This is a genomic window from Brevundimonas poindexterae, from assembly GCF_020524625.1.
GTDB classification, from domain to species: Bacteria; Pseudomonadota; Alphaproteobacteria; order Caulobacterales; family Caulobacteraceae; genus Brevundimonas; species Brevundimonas poindexterae_A.
In genome coordinates, this window is record NZ_JAIVLL010000002.1 from 694,649 (window position 1) to 711,637 (window position 16,989).

17 protein-coding genes are annotated in these 16,989 nt (G+C 69.0%); 9 read left to right on the forward strand and 8 right to left on the reverse strand.

Translation table 11 applies throughout. From position 1 onward, the window contains the following. The first annotated feature begins 55 nt into the window (after positions 1 to 55). The 3 genes from LC068_RS09785 to LC068_RS09795 all read left to right on the forward strand — a co-directional run bounded on the left by LC068_RS09785 (position 56) and on the right by LC068_RS09795 (position 4,389). Positions 56 to 2,419 (forward strand): FtsK/SpoIIIE family DNA translocase, encoded by a 2,364-nt coding sequence (locus LC068_RS09785; RefSeq protein WP_226636737.1) that lies wholly within the window; start codon positions 56 to 58, stop codon positions 2,417 to 2,419. A gap of 253 nt (positions 2,420 to 2,672) precedes the next feature. Further along, a complete protein-coding gene (locus LC068_RS09790; protein WP_226636738.1) occupies positions 2,673 to 3,329 on the forward strand; it encodes a LolA family protein in 657 nt (218 codons plus the stop codon). 262 nt (positions 3,330 to 3,591) lie between these two features. Then, on the forward strand, positions 3,592 to 4,389 hold the full coding sequence (locus LC068_RS09795) for an exodeoxyribonuclease III (protein ID WP_226636740.1): 798 nt from the start codon (positions 3,592 to 3,594) through the stop codon (positions 4,387 to 4,389). A 3-nt stretch (positions 4,390 to 4,392) separates the two neighbouring features. On the opposite strand, the gene LC068_RS09800 is transcribed toward LC068_RS09795, so the two are convergent. Then, positions 4,393 to 5,799 carry an SLC13 family permease gene (locus tag LC068_RS09800; protein ID WP_226636742.1) on the reverse strand — a complete coding sequence of 469 codons (1,407 nt, stop codon included), beginning with the start codon at positions 5,797 to 5,799 and terminating at the stop codon, positions 4,393 to 4,395. Positions 5,800 to 5,902: 103 nt separating this feature from the next. Between LC068_RS09800 and LC068_RS09805 the strand changes: the two genes are divergently transcribed. Beyond that, positions 5,903 to 6,769: a hypothetical protein gene (locus LC068_RS09805; protein ID WP_226636744.1), complete on the forward strand. Its 867-nt coding sequence runs from the start codon at positions 5,903 to 5,905 to the stop codon at positions 6,767 to 6,769. A 43-nt stretch (positions 6,770 to 6,812) separates the two neighbouring features. Here the strand turns inward: LC068_RS09805 and LC068_RS09810 are convergent, their stop codons facing one another. Then, entirely contained in the window at positions 6,813 to 7,499 is a 687-nt protein-coding gene (locus tag LC068_RS09810) for a response regulator transcription factor (RefSeq protein WP_209119628.1), read from the reverse strand. A gap of 60 nt (positions 7,500 to 7,559) precedes the next feature. Further along, entirely contained in the window at positions 7,560 to 8,258 is a 699-nt protein-coding gene (locus tag LC068_RS09815; RefSeq protein WP_226636746.1) for a YggS family pyridoxal phosphate-dependent enzyme, read from the reverse strand. Here LC068_RS09815 and LC068_RS09820 point away from each other — a divergent pair. After that, positions 8,257 to 8,913: a thiamine phosphate synthase gene (locus tag LC068_RS09820; protein WP_226636748.1), complete on the forward strand. Its 657-nt coding sequence runs from the start codon at positions 8,257 to 8,259 to the stop codon at positions 8,911 to 8,913. The two genes, LC068_RS09815 and LC068_RS09820, sit on opposite strands and share 2 nt — an antisense overlap. Here LC068_RS09820 and LC068_RS09825 read toward each other — a convergent pair. Further along, on the reverse strand, positions 8,910 to 9,353 hold the full coding sequence (locus LC068_RS09825) for an NtrZ family periplasmic regulatory protein (RefSeq protein ID WP_226636750.1): 444 nt from the start codon (positions 9,351 to 9,353) through the stop codon (positions 8,910 to 8,912). The genes LC068_RS09820 and LC068_RS09825 overlap by 4 nt on opposite strands. 370 nt (positions 9,354 to 9,723) lie before the next feature. Here LC068_RS09825 and LC068_RS09830 point away from each other — a divergent pair, with 370 nt between their 5' ends. The 4 genes from LC068_RS09830 to holA all read left to right on the forward strand — a co-directional run bounded on the left by LC068_RS09830 (position 9,724) and on the right by holA (position 14,422). Continuing rightward, positions 9,724 to 10,182, forward strand: a complete 459-nt coding sequence (locus tag LC068_RS09830) for a DUF3576 domain-containing protein (RefSeq protein WP_226636752.1) — start codon at positions 9,724 to 9,726, stop codon at positions 10,180 to 10,182. A gap of 116 nt (positions 10,183 to 10,298) precedes the next feature. Continuing rightward, complete coding sequence (leuS, locus tag LC068_RS09835; RefSeq protein WP_226636754.1) at positions 10,299 to 12,860, forward strand: leucine--tRNA ligase; 2,562 nt, start codon at positions 10,299 to 10,301, stop codon at positions 12,858 to 12,860. Further along, the gene (gene lptE, locus LC068_RS09840; RefSeq protein ID WP_226636756.1) at positions 12,857 to 13,363 is read left to right on the forward strand and encodes an LPS assembly lipoprotein LptE; all 507 of its coding nucleotides are present in this window, start codon (positions 12,857 to 12,859) and stop codon (positions 13,361 to 13,363) included. Before leuS ends, lptE begins: the two co-directional genes overlap by 4 nt. Before the next feature lie 6 nt (positions 13,364 to 13,369). Further along, on the forward strand, positions 13,370 to 14,422 hold the full coding sequence (holA, locus tag LC068_RS09845) for a DNA polymerase III subunit delta (RefSeq protein WP_226636757.1): 1,053 nt from the start codon (positions 13,370 to 13,372) through the stop codon (positions 14,420 to 14,422). Positions 14,423 to 14,449: 27 nt separating this feature from the next. Here the strand turns inward: holA and LC068_RS09850 are convergent, their stop codons facing one another. Genes LC068_RS09850 through rsmG form a run of 4 tightly spaced genes read right to left on the reverse strand, consistent with a single transcriptional unit; the run spans position 14,450 to position 16,980 of the window. Further along, positions 14,450 to 14,653: a hypothetical protein gene (locus tag LC068_RS09850; RefSeq protein ID WP_226636759.1), complete on the reverse strand. Its 204-nt coding sequence runs from the start codon at positions 14,651 to 14,653 to the stop codon at positions 14,450 to 14,452. A 26-nt stretch (positions 14,654 to 14,679) separates the two neighbouring features. Further along, positions 14,680 to 15,573: a ParB/RepB/Spo0J family partition protein gene (locus LC068_RS09855; RefSeq protein WP_226636761.1), complete on the reverse strand. Its 894-nt coding sequence runs from the start codon at positions 15,571 to 15,573 to the stop codon at positions 14,680 to 14,682. Positions 15,574 to 15,599: 26 nt separating this feature from the next. After that, positions 15,600 to 16,424, reverse strand: coding sequence for a ParA family protein (locus LC068_RS09860; RefSeq protein ID WP_209118729.1), 825 nt, complete (start codon positions 16,422 to 16,424; stop codon positions 15,600 to 15,602). Continuing rightward, positions 16,408 to 16,980: a 16S rRNA (guanine(527)-N(7))-methyltransferase RsmG gene (gene rsmG, locus LC068_RS09865; protein WP_226637092.1), complete on the reverse strand. Its 573-nt coding sequence runs from the start codon at positions 16,978 to 16,980 to the stop codon at positions 16,408 to 16,410. Before rsmG ends, LC068_RS09860 begins: the two co-directional genes overlap by 17 nt. Between the last annotated feature and the right edge of the window lie 9 nt (positions 16,981 to 16,989).

Below are 16,989 nucleotides of genomic sequence, written 5' to 3' on the forward strand. Positions count from 1 at the left end.
GTCATGCTGGCGCATCGTCGCCCGATTGCCCGTGCCCGAGGAACACCGTCCGTCCATGTCCGCCGCCCTCGCCATCAGTCACCGCCTCTGGCTGAGCGCCCGCATCGTCTGGCAGGCCCCCGCCATCGTCCGCTTCCGCGGCATGCTGCAGGCCCTGCTGTCCGTGCTGCTGCTGATCGCCCTGATCTCGTGGAACCGGGACGATCCCAGCTGGAATGCCGCCTCGAGCCACGCCCCGACCAACTGGCTGGGCGCGCAGGGCGCGGTGGTCGCCGACCTGTTCATGCAGTCGCTGGGGCTGGCGGTCTGGCCGGCCGCCCTGTTGCTGCTGGCGTTCGGACTGGCGATCGCCGTGGGCGACACGGTGCGGCACCGGCTGACGGTGACACCGATGCGGAGCCTGACGGCCACCCTGGGCGTGCTGGCGCTGGCCGCAGCCCTGTCGGCCCCGACCCCGCCGGCCATCTGGCCTTTGGTGACCGGGATGGGCGGTCTGGCCGGAGACGGGTTCAGCGGGGTGCTGGCCGCCGGGCTGGACGCCCTGGGCCTGCCGGGCGAGAGCGCCCTTGCCCGGACCGTCATTGGACTGGTGTTTCTGGCCGGGGCTGTCGCGGCGCTGGGCCATGCGCTCGGCCTGAGACCGGCGGATCTGGCAGAAGGTCTGGCCTGGGTCCGGGGCCGGGGACAGGCCCGCCCGAGGCCGGCCGCCGAAACGCCCCGTGCCCGCGCCCCGCGCCGGGCCCCGCCCCGACCGAAGCCGGTCGATCCCGACACCGAGGAGGCCCCGACGCCCGCGCCCATGGCCGCCCGCACGGCCACGGCCCCCGCAGAGACGTCCGAGCCCCGCGTGGCCCCGACCCGCACGGCCCGCGCCCGCAAGGATGTCGATGTCGATCAGCGCACCTTTGACTTCGTGCGGCCGGAGGGGGCGTTTGACCTGCCGTCCCTGTCGACCCTGGCCAAGCCCGAGAAGCGCAATGGCGCGGTCGACGAGGATGCGCTGAAACAGAATGCCCGCCTGCTGGAGGAAGTCCTGCAGGAGTTCGGCGTGCGCGGCACGATCGACCAGATCCGGCCGGGCCCGGTGGTCACCCTGTACGAACTGGTGCCCGCTCCCGGCGTCAAGCACGGCCGGGTTGTGGCCCTGGCCGACGACATTGCGCGGTCGATGTCGGCCCGCGCCTGTCGCATCAGCGTGGTGCAGGGCCGGAATGCAATCGGCATCGAACTGCCCAACGCCAAACGCGAGACCGTCTATCTGCGCGACCTGCTGGCCTCGGGAGAATATGACAAGCCCGCCCATCTGTTGCCGCTGGCGCTGGGCGAGACCATCGGCGGCGAGCCCTATGTCGCCGATCTGGCGCGCATGCCGCACCTGCTGATCGCGGGGACCACCGGCTCGGGCAAGTCGGTCGGGGTCAATGCGATGATCCTGTCGATCCTGTACCGGCTGAGCCCCGAGGAATGCCGGTTCATCATGATCGACCCCAAGATGCTGGAGCTCAGCGTCTATGACGGCATCCCGCACCTGCTCAGCCCGGTCGTGACCGATCCGAAGAAGGCGGTCGTGGCGCTGAAGTGGACGGTGCGGGAGATGGAGGACCGCTATCGCCGCATGTCCAAACTGGGGGTGCGCAACATCGCCGGCTACAACGCGCGGGCGCGGGAGGCCCAGGAAAAGGGCGAGCATTTCGAGCGGACCGTCCAGACCGGCTTCGACGATCAGGGCCGCCCGGTTTATGAGTCCGAGAAGATCCGGCCCGAGCCCATGCCCTATCTGGTCGTGGTGATGGACGAGATGGCCGACCTGATGCTGGTCGCCGGCAAGGACGTCGAGGGCGCGGTCCAACGCCTGGCCCAGATGGCGCGCGCGGCCGGGATCCACCTGATCATGGCGACCCAGCGGCCCTCGGTCGATGTGATCACGGGTACCATCAAGGCCAATTTCCCGACCCGGATCAGCTTCCAGGTCACCTCCAAGATCGACAGCCGCACCATCCTCGGTGAACAGGGCGGCGAGCAGCTGCTGGGCCAGGGGGACATGCTCTATATGGCCGGCGGCGGCCGCATCACCCGCCTGCACGGCCCGTTCGTGACGGACCGCGAGGTCGAGGAAGTCTGCGCCCATCTGCGGGCGCAGGGGTCGCCCGACTATCTGGACCTGATCACGGATGAGCCGGATGACGAGGGCGGATCGGGCGGCGGCGACGCGGGCGGCACGGGCGACGACCTGTACGACCGCGCGGTGGCCGTGGTCACGCGCGACCGCAAGGCCTCGACCTCCTACGTCCAGCGGCGGCTGCAGATCGGCTACAACCGCGCGGCCTCGCTGATCGAGCGGATGGAGCAAGAGGGCGTGGTCAGCCCCGCCAACCACGCCGGCAAGCGCGACGTCCTCGCCGGACCGCCGCCTGTTTAGGTAGCTCTACCGCTCGGCTCGCGGAGCCTCGCTTCTTGAGAGCAGGTTTCTTCGCCCTGGCGCTCGCTGTTTGAGGGCGTGAACCTGCGTGCGGGAAGGGCGTTGATCGGGACCGCCGGTGCGGTGAGGGCCCGATTTCGATGAACGGGGCTTCATCGCAGCGCCGGAATATGGTCAGGCTGGAGCCATGACCGCGCCTTTCGGACGGGGGATGTTCCACCCTCGATCCCCGCAACGATCAAGGATGGATTCCATGACCACGCCCCCTCTTTCCCGCCGCGATTTCGGCCTGGGCGCCGCGCTGGGCGTGACCGGCCTGCTGGTCGGCGCCCCTGCTGTCATGGCCCAGGCCGGCCTGTCCGAGGCCGATCAGGCCGCCGTGCGCCGCGCCCAGACCTATCTGCGCGGCCTGACCTCCGCCCAGGGCGAGTTCGTCGAGACGGGTGCCGGCGGCCAGCGCCGGACCGGCCGGTTCTGGCTGCAGCGCCCCGGCAAGATGCGCTTCGAATACACCAACCCGGAAGGGCTGCTGGTGGTCTCGGACGGCAACAACGTCATGCGCTATGACCCGCGGCTCGAGGTGTTCCGCCAGGTGCCGCTGGGCGAAACCCCGCTGTCGACCTTCCTGTCGCGCGAGGTTCGTCTGGACCAGGGCGTGCGCATCGAGCGGGTCGTGCGTCGCGACTCGGGCGCCTTTGCCCTGGTGGCGCGCGATGCCCGCCGGCCCAATGACGGCTCGGTGACCCTGGCCTTTGCCGGCGATCCGATGCGGCTGCAGGAATGGACGGTGGTGGACGCCCAGGGCGCCCGCACCCGGACCCAGCTGACCAGCCTCCGCCCCGCGAGCGGCCTGTCGAACAGCCTGTTCCAGCTGCGCGACCCGACACGCCGTCCCGGCCGCAATCGTTGACGCTGACGCCCAGGGGGCGAATCGTGGCGGGCCGGTCACAGAAAAGGCCGGCCGATTATCGGTTTGACTTTTTCCCTTGGGCGTTGCACAATCACAACAGGCTGGGAGCAGCCATTTGACCGCTACGGATGTCATCCCCCTCCCTGCGGCAGAGACACCTTTGAAACGCCCGGTCTCCCCCCTTGGCCGGGCGTTTTTTTGCGAGCGGGCCAGGGCGGCAAATTCTTGACGCAGGGCGGCTCCCGGCTGCTAAGCCGGGGCCATGAGCCTTCGACTGACCACCTGGAACATCAATTCGGTCCGCCTGCGCATCGATCAGGTCGCCCGCTATGTGGCCGAGAGCGCCACCGACGTCCTGCTGCTGCAGGAGATCAAATGCACGGAGGACCAGTTCCCCGTGCGCGCCTTCGAGGAGATGGGCCTGCCCCATCTGAAGATCGGCGGCCAGAAGGGCTGGCACGGGGTGGCGATCGCCAGCCGCCTGCCGCTGGAGGAGGCGCCGAACCTGGGCCTGTGCCGCGAAGGGCATGCGCGCTGCGTGTCGGCCACGGTGCGCGGCGTCGAGATCCAGAATTTCTACATTCCGGCCGGCGGCGACCTGCCCGACCGTGAACTCAATCCGAAATTCGACCACAAGATGGATTTCTACGAGCGGCTGACCGCCGAGGTCGGTCGGCGGGATCCGAAGGCGCCCCTGCTGCTGGCGGGGGATTTCAACATTGCGCCGGGCGAGTTCGACGTCTGGAACCACCGCTATATGCTGAAGGTCGTCAGCCATACACCGGTCGAGATCGAGACCCTGACCCGGCTGCAGGCGGCCGGGCAGTTTTCCGACGTGATCCGCGACGCCTTCCCCGAGCCTGAAAAGCTGGCCAGCTGGTGGAGCTATCGGGCGCAGGACTTCCGCAAGTCCAACCGCGGCCTGCGACTTGACCACATCTGGACCTCACCGGGCCTGACGTCGTCGGTCGTGGCGGGCAGCGCCCGCATCCACGAGCCGGTGCGGGCCTGGGAACGGCCCAGCGACCATGCCCCGGTCAGCGTCGACCTGGACGTCTGATCCCTAGAAGGGGAAGAAGATCGGGATGGCGACCATGGCCGCCACCCAGGTGACCAGATTGAGCGGCACGCCGATGCGGACGAAGTCCATATAGCTGTAGCCAGCCATCTGATAGACGAGCACATTGGTCTGGTAGCCGAACGGGGTGGCGAAGGCCGCCGAGGCCGCCATCATCACCGCCACCAGGAAGGGCCGGGGGTCGACGCCCAGGCTGACGGCCAGTGCCACCGCGACCGGCGTGATCAGCACCGCCACCGTGGCATTGGACAGCAGTTCGGTCGCAAACAGGGTCACGCCGTACAGGATAATCAGGGCCGCCAGCGGTCCGAGAGGCCGGATCACATCGATCAACATGCCGGCGCCGGCCTGGGCCAGGCCGGTGACCTCGATGGCAATACCCAGCACAACCATGCCAGCGATCAGCAGCAGGATGTCGGGGCGCAGGCCGGCATAGGCTTCCTCGGCCGTCAGGATCCGCAGCAGGATCAGGGCGACCGCACCGCCAAAGGCCGCCGCGGCGATAGGAATCCAGCCGAGGCCCGCCGCCACGACCACCACCACGAAAATGGCGAGCGCCACCATGGCGCGCTTGAACTCGAACGGCCGGTCGGCCGCGCTGTAGAGGCTGACGTCACCCAGATGGGCGTCGCCCGAGCCGTCCTCATTGGTGCGGGCCTCGCCCAGACGCGGCAGGTTGAAGGGCAGGCGGAAGCGTCGTGCCGCCTGCTGGGTCTCGGCCTCGATACGGGCCTCCTCGGCACGCTTGCGGCGGAGCGCCTCGGCCTCGTCGGCGGCCACTGACCGGCCCAGCTGGCGCGCACCCACGAAATAGAGCCAGACCGCGCCGCTGGCCGCGATCACCAGACCCACCGGGGTGATCTCGAACAGGCCGAACACCGGCTGGCCGACATTCCGCGCCATGTCATTGACCAGAAGATTGGTCGAGGTGCCGATCAGGGTCAGCAGACCCCCCATGACCGAAATGTGCGACAGCGGCATCAGGAAGCGCTTGGGCGACAGGTCGAGCGTCTTGGCCACATCGCGGATGACCGGCGCGGCCAGCACCACCACCGGCGTATTGTTGATGAAGCCGCCCAGCAGGCCGCACATGGCCATCACCAGCCAGACACCGGTCGTGCCCAGCCGCAGGCACAGCTTGGTGGCCTGACGGATCAGCAGGCCGAGCAGGCCGGTCAGTTCGATCGCATAGGCAATGACGAACAGAGAGGCCAGGGCGATGACCGCGGGACTGGCAAAGGCGGCCTGCACCTCGACCGGACGCACCACGCCCAGCAGCAGAAGGACAGCGGCGCCGGTCAGGGCCACGACGTCCGACCGTACCCGGCCGTGAATCAGCACCCCGACCACGGCCACCAGCACCGTCAGCGCTATGATCTGGTCGAAAGTCATCCGCCTTCAAGACGCGTCGCCGGGCGCGGCGTCAATACGGGTAACGGAAATTCGTCTTCCGCCCGGAGTGTGCTAAAGCCTTGGCATGTTTGGCATTGCGACGATGGCATCACGGCGGGGTCTGGTCGCGGGGCGGATGGCCCTGGGCCTCAGTCTGGGCCTTGGCCTGACGCAGTGCGACCGCGAGCCGCGGCCCGAACCGGCCGACGCCACGCCCATCGTCGACGAAGCCCCTGCACAGGCGGAAATGCCGCCGCCGACCACCCTGGACCGCAGCGCCCTCCTCGGCGCCGTCTCCCGGGCGGGCTCGGCCTATGCCGCCGGATCGACGCCGGAAAGCCCCGACACCCTGGTCGGCCGGACCTTTGCCGTCCGCCTGCCGTTCGGCTGTGGCGAGCCGCGCCCGGCCCCGCCCATCGACGCCGCCCCGGCCCGCGAGGAAACCGACGCCGGCCTGCCGACCGTCAGCTGGGGCACAGACAAGGCCACCCTGAACCTGTCGCTGACGCCCGATGACTGGGCCGAGACGGCGCTGATCGTGGGATCGGGTGCCTCGGATCGCTGGGAAGCGGTCGAGGGGTTCTGGGTGCCCCGGCCGTGGCTGGGCAATGAGACCTGTCCGCAGATCACGCGCGACCCGCTGGTGGGCGTCAGTGGCCAGCCGGCGGCCCAGACGGTCGGTCTGGCCTCGGTCCATGAGACGAACGGATCGCGGCTGGCCCGGCGCGACGGCCAGGCCTATCGCTTTACCCTGCGCGGCGAGGACGGGCGCCCGCCCGTGCCCTCGCCCATGGGCTATCGCGTGGTGCTGGAGGGCCGGTTCGCCGCCTTCCCCGACGGTCGCGCCATTCGCTGCCGCGCCGCCAGCATCGACCAGCGCCCGATCTGTATCGCCGCCGTCCAGCTGGACCGCGTGGCGTTCGAGGACGGGGGCTCCGGCGCCGTGCTCAGCGAGTGGCGTCCCGGATAACGCCTTCGGCGTTTCCGGGATGACAAAACGGGTTCCTGGGCGCCTACGGCTGGAGGCGGTAGCCGCCCTGGTCGGTGACGAGAATGCGGGCCTGGCCCGGTTCGGGCTCGATCTTCTGGCGCAGGCGATAGATGTGGGTCTCCAGCGTGTGGGTGGTGACCCCGGCGTTGTAGCCCCACACCTCGGTCAGCAGCTCCTCGCGCGACACGGCCTTGGCGCCGGCGCGATACAGGTATTTGAGGATATTGGTTTCCTTCTCGGTCAGGCGGATCTTGCGCCCGCCCGAGGCGGTCAGCGACTTGGCCGCCGGACGGAACTCATAGGGCCCGATGCCGAAGACCGCGTCCTCGGACTGTTCGTGGCTGCGCAGATGGGCCCGGATACGGGCCAGCAGCACGGCGAAGCGGAAGGGCTTGGCGATATAGTCGTTGGCCCCGGCGTCGAGGCCGAGGATGGTGTCGGAGTCCGAGGTCTGGCCCGTCAGCATGATGATGGGCGTCGAGACACCGGCCTTGCGCAGGAGGCGACAGGCCTCGCGGCCGTCCATATCGGGCAGATCGACGTCCAGCAGGATCAGGTCCACGCGCGAATCCCGCCCCATGCGGATGCCGTCGGTCGCATTGGCGGCCTGTCGGGGCACGAACTCCTCGTGGAGGGCCAGCTGTTCGGCCAGCGCCTCGCGCAGGTCGTCGTCGTCGTCGATGATCAGCAGGGTCTTGGGCGTGGGCATGATCCGATGATGGCGAGCGTCGCGCCCCACGCCAAGGGCAGGCCTGCGTTTTCCGTCGTTTCAGCCCGGGTCGCGTTCGCCGAACAGGGCCGTCCCGACCCGCACATGGGTGGCGCCCAGCCGGATGGCGGTCTCGAAATCGCCGCTCATCCCCATGGACAGGACCGGCAGGCCGTTGCGACGCGCGATCTTCGCCAGCAGGGCGAAATGGGGTCCGGGGGCCTCGTCGACGGGCGGAATGGCCATCAGTCCCTCGACCGACAGGCCGTGCACGTCGCGCACGCGGGCGATGAAGGCGTCGGCGTCGCGCGGGGCGATGCCGGCCTTCTGCGGCTCCTCGCCCGTATTGACCTGGATCAGGACGCGCGGCCGCTTGCCCAGCTTGTCGGCGGCCCGGGCGAGGGCATCGGCCAGCCGGTCGCGATCGACCGTCTCGATCACATCGAACCGCGCCAGCGCCGCCTCGGCCTTGTTGGTCTGCAGCGGGCCGATCAGGCGCAGTTCGCCGGCCAGACCCTCCGCTTCGGGCGCACCCCAGCGGTCGTCGGCCTCCTGAACCCGGTTTTCGCCAAAGACGGTCTGGCTTGCCTCGATGAGGGCCTTCACCCGGCCCCAGGGCTGGGTCTTGGTGACCGCCACCAGGGTGACATCGGCCGGATCGCGGCCGGCCTCGCGCGCGGCGGCGGCCATCCGCGCCTGTACGTCGGCGAGACGCGCGGCGATGGACTGGGGGGCGGAGTCGGGCGAAGAGGAGGACATGGCGGGCAATCCGGACGAACGAGGCCTCTGGCAGGCCGCACAGGCTCTAAACCGCGCGGCGGCGGCTGTCAGCCCGGCGGCATCCGCCCTGCCCCCCCTGCTGTTCTTCACCGATCCCGCGCGCACCCCCCGTCCTTGGGAGGTGGCCGCCCGGATGCCGGCCGGGTCGGGCGTGGTCTATCGGGGCTTTGGTCGCGCGGAGGCGGGCGCGGAGGCCCGGCGCCTGAGACAGGCGACCACTGCGCGCGGCATGGTGCTGCTGATCGGACAGGATGAGGGTCTGGCGGAGGCCGTGGAGGCGGACGGCGTCCACCTGCCCGAGCGCGATCGGGGCCGGGTCGCCGATCTTCGCCGCCGGCATCCGCGCTGGATTCTGACCGGGGCCCTGCACGATCCAGAGGCCGGGCCAGCGGATACGGACCGCGCGCTGGACGCCTTGGTGCTGTCGCCCGTGTTCCGCGCGGGCGGGGCCAGTGCCGCGCGCCCGCCGCTGGGCGCCGAAGGACTGGCCGAACGGGTCGCCCGCCTCGGCCTGCCGGTCTATGGGCTGGGGGGGATTACCGCCGGGAGCGTCAGGGCACTGCCCGGCAGCGGCCTGTGCGGGGTTGCGGCGATTGAGGGGGTGCTGGAAGCCTATGGCCCCGGGCGGTCCTAGAAGCGGAAGATGCTTTCCAGACGGACGCGCGGCTGGGCGCGGGCATCGGATTCGCGCACCCGGGCCGGGTCCGGATCGGGCGTGGCCAGACCGGCCGCCGCCCCCACCCGCAGGCTGGGATTGACGCGGTAATAGGCACCGGCCTCGACATCGCCCCACTCGGCCTCGCGGCCGACGGGCTGGCTGAGATTGAAGTCCAGACCCCAGCGGCCGCTCTCATTGATGCGCAGGCCCCGGCGCTGGCCCGAACGGGCGGCACGGTCGGCGTCGCTGAGCGAGACGGCAGGCGCCTGGGCGCGGGGGGTGGCAGTCTGGGTACGGGTCTGGGCCGAAGCGTCGGGCGCCGGGAGCATCACCAGGCCGGCGATGGCAGCCGCCAGCGGCAGGGCAAGGCTAATGCCGAGCGGGCCACGGGGGGCCTTGTCCGGTCCTGTGCGCATGTGGCGCATATTCCTGCCCTTCGAGCCTTCGACTCTGGTTGATACCTTCAGGCAAATACGCGCCCGTGGCACTTTTATGATCAAATCTAAGACACTGGGTGGTCGCACGGTCAATGCAAACCGGCCCGGGAGGTTGCCCGACCCCCGACTCATTTCCCGGCTGTGGCGCAAGCGTCACGCGAATTCCGGCCCTGCCCGACGCCCGCCACAAGGCGAGTTGGCCGCTGGCAGGCGCAGATGCGGCCTTTGCCTTGTCTTTGCCCCTTTTCCCCGTGCTATAGGACGGACAGGTGCGGGCCCGACGGGTTCGCGCAGACGCATGCGCTCCTGTCCGGGGGCCATGAGGTTGAATCTGAACGGAGAGTCCTGAATGGCCACCCAGTCGGCTGTGGTTCGCGGCGCAGCAATGGTCCTGATGGCATCGAGCCTGGCCCTGGCCGGATGCAGTTCCATTCCGCTGGTTGGCGGATCGGGCAATTCGTCCGATGCCGAGGCGGCCTCCGTCGGTATCGGCGTGAACGCCTATCTTTGGCGCGCCTCGCTGGACACGCTGAGCTTCATGCCGCTGTCGAGCGCCGATCCGTGGGGCGGCGTGATCAATTATGACTGGTATTCCGATCCGGCGGCGCCCAGCGAGCGCTTCAAGGCGACCGTCTTCATCCTCGACACGCGACTTCGGGCCGACGCCCTGAACGTGGCCGTGGTCAAGCAGGTGCGCGGTGCCGATGGCCAGTGGGTGGCCGCTCCGGTCGATCCGCAGACCGAGACGGACCTCGAGAACGCCATTCTGACGCGCGCCCGCCAGCTGAACCTGGCCGACGCCCGCTGATCCGGCGGAGCTTCGGCTCCGCCTGCCCGACCTGATGGCCCTGCCCGGGCCGTCCTTCCCGACCGACGCATCCGGGCCCGGCCCGCGCCGGGCTCGTTCAAGGAGCCCTCTTCCGCGTGGCCCGATACGACCCCAAGACCGCCGAACCCCGCCAGCAGGACCGCTGGCGTGAGGCGGATGCCTTCACCACACCGGTCACGCCGACCGGCAAGCCCAAATACTATGTGCTGGAGATGTTCCCCTACCCGTCCGGGAACATCCACATGGGCCATGCACGCAACTATGTGATGGGCGATGTGGTGGCCCGCTTCAAACGGGCCCGGGGGTTCGAGGTCCTGCACCCCATGGGCTGGGACGCCTTCGGCATGCCGGCCGAGAACGCCGCCATGGAGCGCGGCGTGCACCCGGGCGAATGGACCTGGTCCAACATCGCCACCATGCGGGACCAGCTGAAGCTGCTGGGCTTGTCGCTGGACTGGTCGCGCGAGTTCGCCACCTGCGACCCGGCCTATTACGGCAAGCAGCAGGCATGGTTCCTGCAGCTGCTGAAGCGCGGTCTTGTTTATCGCAAGGACTCGGTGGTCAACTGGGACCCGGTCGACAACACCGTCCTTGCCAATGAGCAGGTGATCGACGGGCGCGGCTGGCGCTCGGGGGCCGTGGTCGAGAAGCGCAAGCTGAACCAGTGGTTCCTGAAGATCACTGACTATGCCGACGACCTGATCGACGGGCTGAAGACGCTGGATCGCTGGCCCGACAAGGTCCGGACCATGCAGGAGAACTGGATCGGACGCTCCAGCGGCCTGCAGATGACCTGGGCCTTTGCCGGGACGGCCCCGGCCGGGTTCGAGGACGGGATCGAGATCTATACCACCCGGCCCGACACCCTGTTCGGGGCCTCCTTCCTCGGCCTGGCGCCCGACCACCCGCTGTCGAAACAGCTGGCCGACGCCGATCCGGCAGTCGCAGAATTCGTTGCGGAATGCCGTCGCGGCGGGACGTCCGAGGCCGAGATCGAACAGGCCGAAAAGATCGGCCGTGATACGGGCCTGAAGGTCCGCCATCCCTTCACCGGGGCGGAGATCCCGGTCTGGATCGCCAACTTCATCCTGTCGGAATATGGCACGGGCGCGATCTTCGCCTGTCCGGCCCACGACCAGCGGGATCTGGAGTTTGCGCGCAAATATGACCTGCCGGTGCTGCCGGTCGTGCGGCCCGAGGGTGCCGGCGACGACTTCACGGTCGATGACGAGGCCTATACGGGCCCGGGGACGCTGTTCAATTCGGACTTCCTGAACGGCAAGGGGATCGCCGAGGGCAAGGCCGAGGTCATCGCCCGGGTCGAGGCTGCAGAAGCGGGCGAGGGCAAGACCCTCTATCGCCTGCGTGACTGGGGCGTCAGCCGCCAGCGCTACTGGGGCTGTCCGATCCCGGTGATCCACTGTGAGGCCTGTGGCGCCGTGCCGGTGCCGGCCGACCAGCTGCCGGTGGTGCTGCCCGAGGACGTCACCTTCGACAAGCCCGGCAATCCGCTGGATCGCCACCCGACGTGGAAGCACGTCAAATGCCCGTCCTGTGACGGCGAGGCAGTGCGCGAGACCGACACGCTCGACACCTTCGTCGATTCCAGCTGGTATTTCGCCCGTTTCACCGATCCGAAAGCCGAGGCGCCGATCAACCGGGAGGCCGCCGACCACTGGCTGCCGGTCGATCAGTATATCGGCGGGGTCGAGCACGCAGTGCTGCACCTGCTGTACGCGCGCTTCATCACCCGTGCCCTGTCGGACGCGGGCATGCTGTCGGTGAAGGAGCCCTTCGCCGGCCTGTTCACCCAGGGCATGGTGGTCCACGAGACCTATCGCACCCAAAGCGGGGCCTGGGTCGAGCCGACCGATGTCCGCCTCGAGACCGTGGACGGCAAGCGGGTCGCAACCCGCCTGTCGACCGGGGAAACCCTGTCGATCGGCGACATCGAGAAGATGTCCAAGTCCAGGAAGAATGTGGTCGCTCCGCAAGAAATCCTCGACAGCCACGGCGTCGATGCCGGGCGTTTGTTCGTGCTGTCGGACAGCCCGCCCGAGCGGGACGTCCAGTGGACGACCGGCGGTCTGGAAGGCGCGGGCCGCTTCGTCCAGCGCGTCTGGGCCGAATTCGACGGATTCGACGGTGCTGCGCCCGATCAGGGCGAGGTCGACCAGACCCTGCGCCGCGAGACGCACAAGGCGATCAAGGCTGTCACCGAAGGGGTCGAGGGCTTCCGCTTCAACTCGGCCATCGCCAAGCTGTACGGCTTCCTGTCGACCCTGCGCGCCCATGCCGGCGCGGGCGGCGCGGCGCGGCGCGAGGCCCTGTCGGCCTTTGCCCGTCTGATCGCGCCCTTCACCCCGCACCTGGCCGAGGAATGCTGGAGCGCGCTGGGCGAAGACGGCATGGTTCTGGACGCCCCCTGGCCCGAATGGGACCCGGCGCTGGCGGCCGATGACCAGCTGACCCTGCCCGTCCAGATCGGCGGCAAGAAGCGCGGTGAGATCACCATGGCACGCGGGGCCGATCCGAAGGCGGTCGAGGCCGAGGCGCTGGCCAATCCGGCGGTGCAGGCCTACCTTGAGGCCAATGGTCTGTCGGTCCGGAAGGTGATCGTGGTGCCTGATCGCATCGTCAATCTGGTGGCGGGATGACCCGGGGCCTGCGCGGCCTCGGGCTTGTCGCCCTGCTGGCCGGTCTTTCGGCCGTCGCCGGCTGTGGCTTCACCCCGCTTTATGGCGAGGCGGCCATGGCCGGGCTGTCGCGGGTCGAGGTCCAGACCCCGGACACACGGCTGGGCTATCGCCTGCGCGAGCGGATGGGAGACGCCCTGCTGTTCGACCGATCGGCCGCTCCGGCCTGGCGTCTGGCGGTCGCGCTGGAGCCGTCGCGGCGCCCGCTGGGCCGCCGGATCGATGACACCGCGGCCCGCTATGAGCTGACCCTGGTCGGTGACTGGTCGCTTACGCCTGCTTCAGGCGGCGAGGCCCTGACGGGACAGGAGACAGTCACCGTCACCTACGCTGCGGCCGATCAGCCCTATGCCGCCATCGCCGCCCAGCAGGACGCCGAGGATCGCGCGGCCGAGGCCCTGGCCCAGCGGATCCGGCTGGCGCTGGTGCGGGCCATGGGCCCGACCGGCCCCGGGCGGCCCTGACGGGATATGCAACTCTCCAAGGCCCCGGAGATTGAGCGGTTCCTGAAGTCTCCCGACCCGTCGGTGCGGGTTGCCCTGATCCATGGGCGGGACCGCTCGGGCGTCGGCGAACGGGCCGAGCGGCTGTGCAAGACCGTCACCCCGGACCTCAACGACCCGTTCAACGTCTCCCTGCTGACCGAAAGCGATGTCGAGGCCGATGACGGCCGGCTGGAAGACGCCCTGTCCGCCCTGTCGATGATGGGGGGGCGCCGTCTGGTTCGCCTGAGGCTGGGCGGCGAGCGGGTGCCGCAGGAGAAGGCGCTGGCGGCCTTGGTCAAGGCCCACACCGACGGCCAGTTCAATCCCGACGCCGTCTGGGTGATCGAAGCGGGCAATCTGGGCCGCGACTCCGCCCTGCGGCGCGCCGCGGAGGGCCAGGCCGGTGCCGTGGGCATCGTCTGCTATGAGGACGAGACGGGCGACGTCGCGCGGATGACGCGCGAGGCGCTGCAGGCGGACAATGTCAGCCTGACGCGTGAGGCTCTGGATCATTTCGTGTCGCGCCTGCCGCGCGAACGCGGGCTGATGCGGCAGGAGCTGGAGCGGCTGATCCTCTACATCGGTCCGGGCTCAGGTCGGCAGATCGATGAGACGGAGCTGGAGGCCCATCTGGGCGTCGAGCCCCAGGCCTCGTTTCAGGATGCGGCCCAGCAGGCCTTTGGCGGCAAGGCCGCGGCCTGTCAGGGCGCGCTGCGCCGCGCCTTTGCCGAGGGCGAGGCCGCCGTGGCCGCCGTACGCGCCGCGGGTCAGCATCTGGGCCGCCTGCGCCGGATCTCGGCGGCGATCGCCGGAGGTCAGGGTGCACGTGAAGCCGCGAAATCGGCCGGTGTCTTCTGGAAACAGGAGGCCGAGATCCTGCGTCAGGTGAAGGTCTGGTCGCAGCGGGACCTTCAGGAGGTGACCGAAGCCGTGGCGCTGGCCGAGGTGCGGACCAAGACGACCGGCCTGCCCGACCGGCTGATCACCGAGCGGCTGTTTCTGGAAATCGCCGCCCGGGCCCGCAGACTGGGCCTATAGGCACAGATTGCTATTTATTTCAGCGCCTTAGCCGCGCTTCGAGGCCTTGCGGAAGGCGGGCTTGTTGGCCGCCGCATTCTGGCGGGCGACCCGCTTTTCCTCATGCTGCCCCGGCTTGAAGCCGCCGGACGTGGTTGCGCCGGGTCCACCCGCCTTTTTGGCGGCCAGGGCCCGCTTCATGGCCTCCGCAGTCGGATTCGAGGGGCTCGGAACGTCAGGGGTGTCGGTCATGGCACCACCCTAGCACCGCCCGGCGATCAGGACCGCATCAAACGGCGGCAGAGCTCGTCCAGCTGTTCGAGGCTGGCATAGCGGATCGTCAGCTCGCCCTTGCCGTTGCGGTCCACCAGATCGACCTTCATGCCGAGCGCATCGGCCAGATCCTGTTGCAGGGCCTCAATATCGGCCGAGCTGTCTGCCCCGCCGCCAACGGGGCGGCTGGCACTGCGTTCCGGGCGCGGCCCCTCATTGCTCTGGCGGGCGAGGATTTCGGTCTGGCGCACATTCAACCCCTTGGCCAGCACCTCTTCGGCCAGCGACACTGGATTGGCGGCGGTGATCAGGGCGCGCGCATGGCCGGCGGTCAGGCGACCGGCCATCACATGGTCCTGGACGGCGGCCGGCAGCTGCATCAGGCGCAGGGTGTTGGCCACATGGCTGCGGCTCTTGCCGACCACGCCCGCCACGGCGTCCTGGGTACGGCCGAAGCGCTCCATCAGCAAGGCATAGGCGCTGGCCTCTTCCATCGGATTGAGGTCGGCGCGCTGGACGTTCTCGATGATGGCGACCTCGAGCACCTCGACGTCGTCCATGCTGCGCTCGATGACCGGGACCTCGGTCAGGCGCGCCGCCTGGGCGGCCCGCCAGCGGCGCTCGCCGGCGATGATCTGCCAGCGGTCGGTTTCGCCCGGCCAGGGACGCACCAGAATGGGCTGAAGCAGGCCGTGGTCGCGGATCGAGGTGGTGAGCTCCTCAAGGTCCTGCGGCGTGAACTGTTTCCGGGGCTGGTCCGGATTGGGGCTGAGCATCTCGACCGGCAGCAGACGCACGCCTGCCGGCGCCCCCTCGCCCGACACGGACACGGGTTCGGCCACCGTCTCGCCCAGCAGGGCCGACAGACCGCGCCCCAGACCTCTTTGACGTTCAGACACTCTATTTATTCTTTCTTATCAGTGGCTTAGGCGGCCGCCAACCGGCGCGACCGCTCCCGCTTCACGACTTCCCGCGCGAGCTTGAGATAGGCCTGGCTGCCGGCGCATTTCAGATCGTAGATCAGGGCGGGCTTGCCATAGGACGGCGCCTCGGAGACGCGCACGTTCCGGGGAATGACGGCGTCATAGACCTTGTCGCCGAAGTGGGCGCGGACATCGTTGGCCACCTGCCCCGACAGGGCGTTCCGCCGGTCGTACATGGTCAGCACCAGTCCCTGGATTTCGAGCCGGGGATTGAGGTTGTGGCGGACCATTTCGATGGTCTTCATCAGCTGGCTCAGGCCCTCAAGGGCAAAGAACTCGCACTGCAACGGCACCAGCACAGCATCCGCGGCCGCCATGGCATTCAGGGTCAGCAGGTTCAGCGACGGCGGGCAGTCGATCAGGACATAGTCATACCGGGTCTGACCGCTGCGGGCGTGCGCCGACAGGGCGTCGCGCAGACGGAAAGAGCGACGATCGGCCTGACTCAGCTCGATCTCCACGCCGGACATGTCCGGGTCGGCCGGAATGATGTGCAGGCCGGGTACGGCCGTCTCCACCGCGGCCTCGGCCACGGCCCTACCATCGGTCACGACGTCATAGATGGTCACCCGGCGCGTTTCACGTGAAACACCCAGGCCGGTCGAGGCATTGCCCTGCGGATCCATGTCGACGATCAGAACCGACTCGCCGATCGCGGCCAAGGCCGTGCCGAGGTTGATGGCGGTCGTGGTCTTGCCCACCCCGCCCTTCTGATTGGATACCGCCAGGACTCGGGGTCCGGGTTTGGTCTCAGAGAGGACGGACACGGCGGAGGCTCCCGATGCGGACGATACGGCCCCGCGCGTCACTCAGCGAGGGCTTCAGCTCAGCCTCGAATTTCCAGGATTTACGGGCCTGGCGCAACTCCTCCTCGGCCCGTTCCCCCTTGAGAAACACGGCTTGTGCACCCCTATCCATATAGGGCTGTGCATAACCGAGCAGGCGCTCCAGCGGGGCGACCGCGCGGGCCGTGACCCGTTCCACGGTGACCGACTGTTCCTCGGCCCGCCCATGGACAACGGTTGCAGGGAGATTGAGCTCCGCCACGAGCGCCGACAGGAAACGACAGCGTTTGCCCAAGCTGTCGATCAGCCAGACATGCGCGTCCGGCTGGTCCTTCAACAGTATGGCCAAGATTACACCGGGAAAGCCGGCCCCCGCCCCAAGATCGGCCCAGGTCCGCGCCCCGGATTCCAGCTCGAGCAGCTGGGCACTGTCCCAGGCATGCCGGGACCAGAAGTCCGGGAGGGTGTCCGGTCCGACCAGATTCATGACCTGGTTGGTCTCGGTCAGGCGGTCGAGGAACAGGCGCAGCTCGTCCATGCGCGCGTC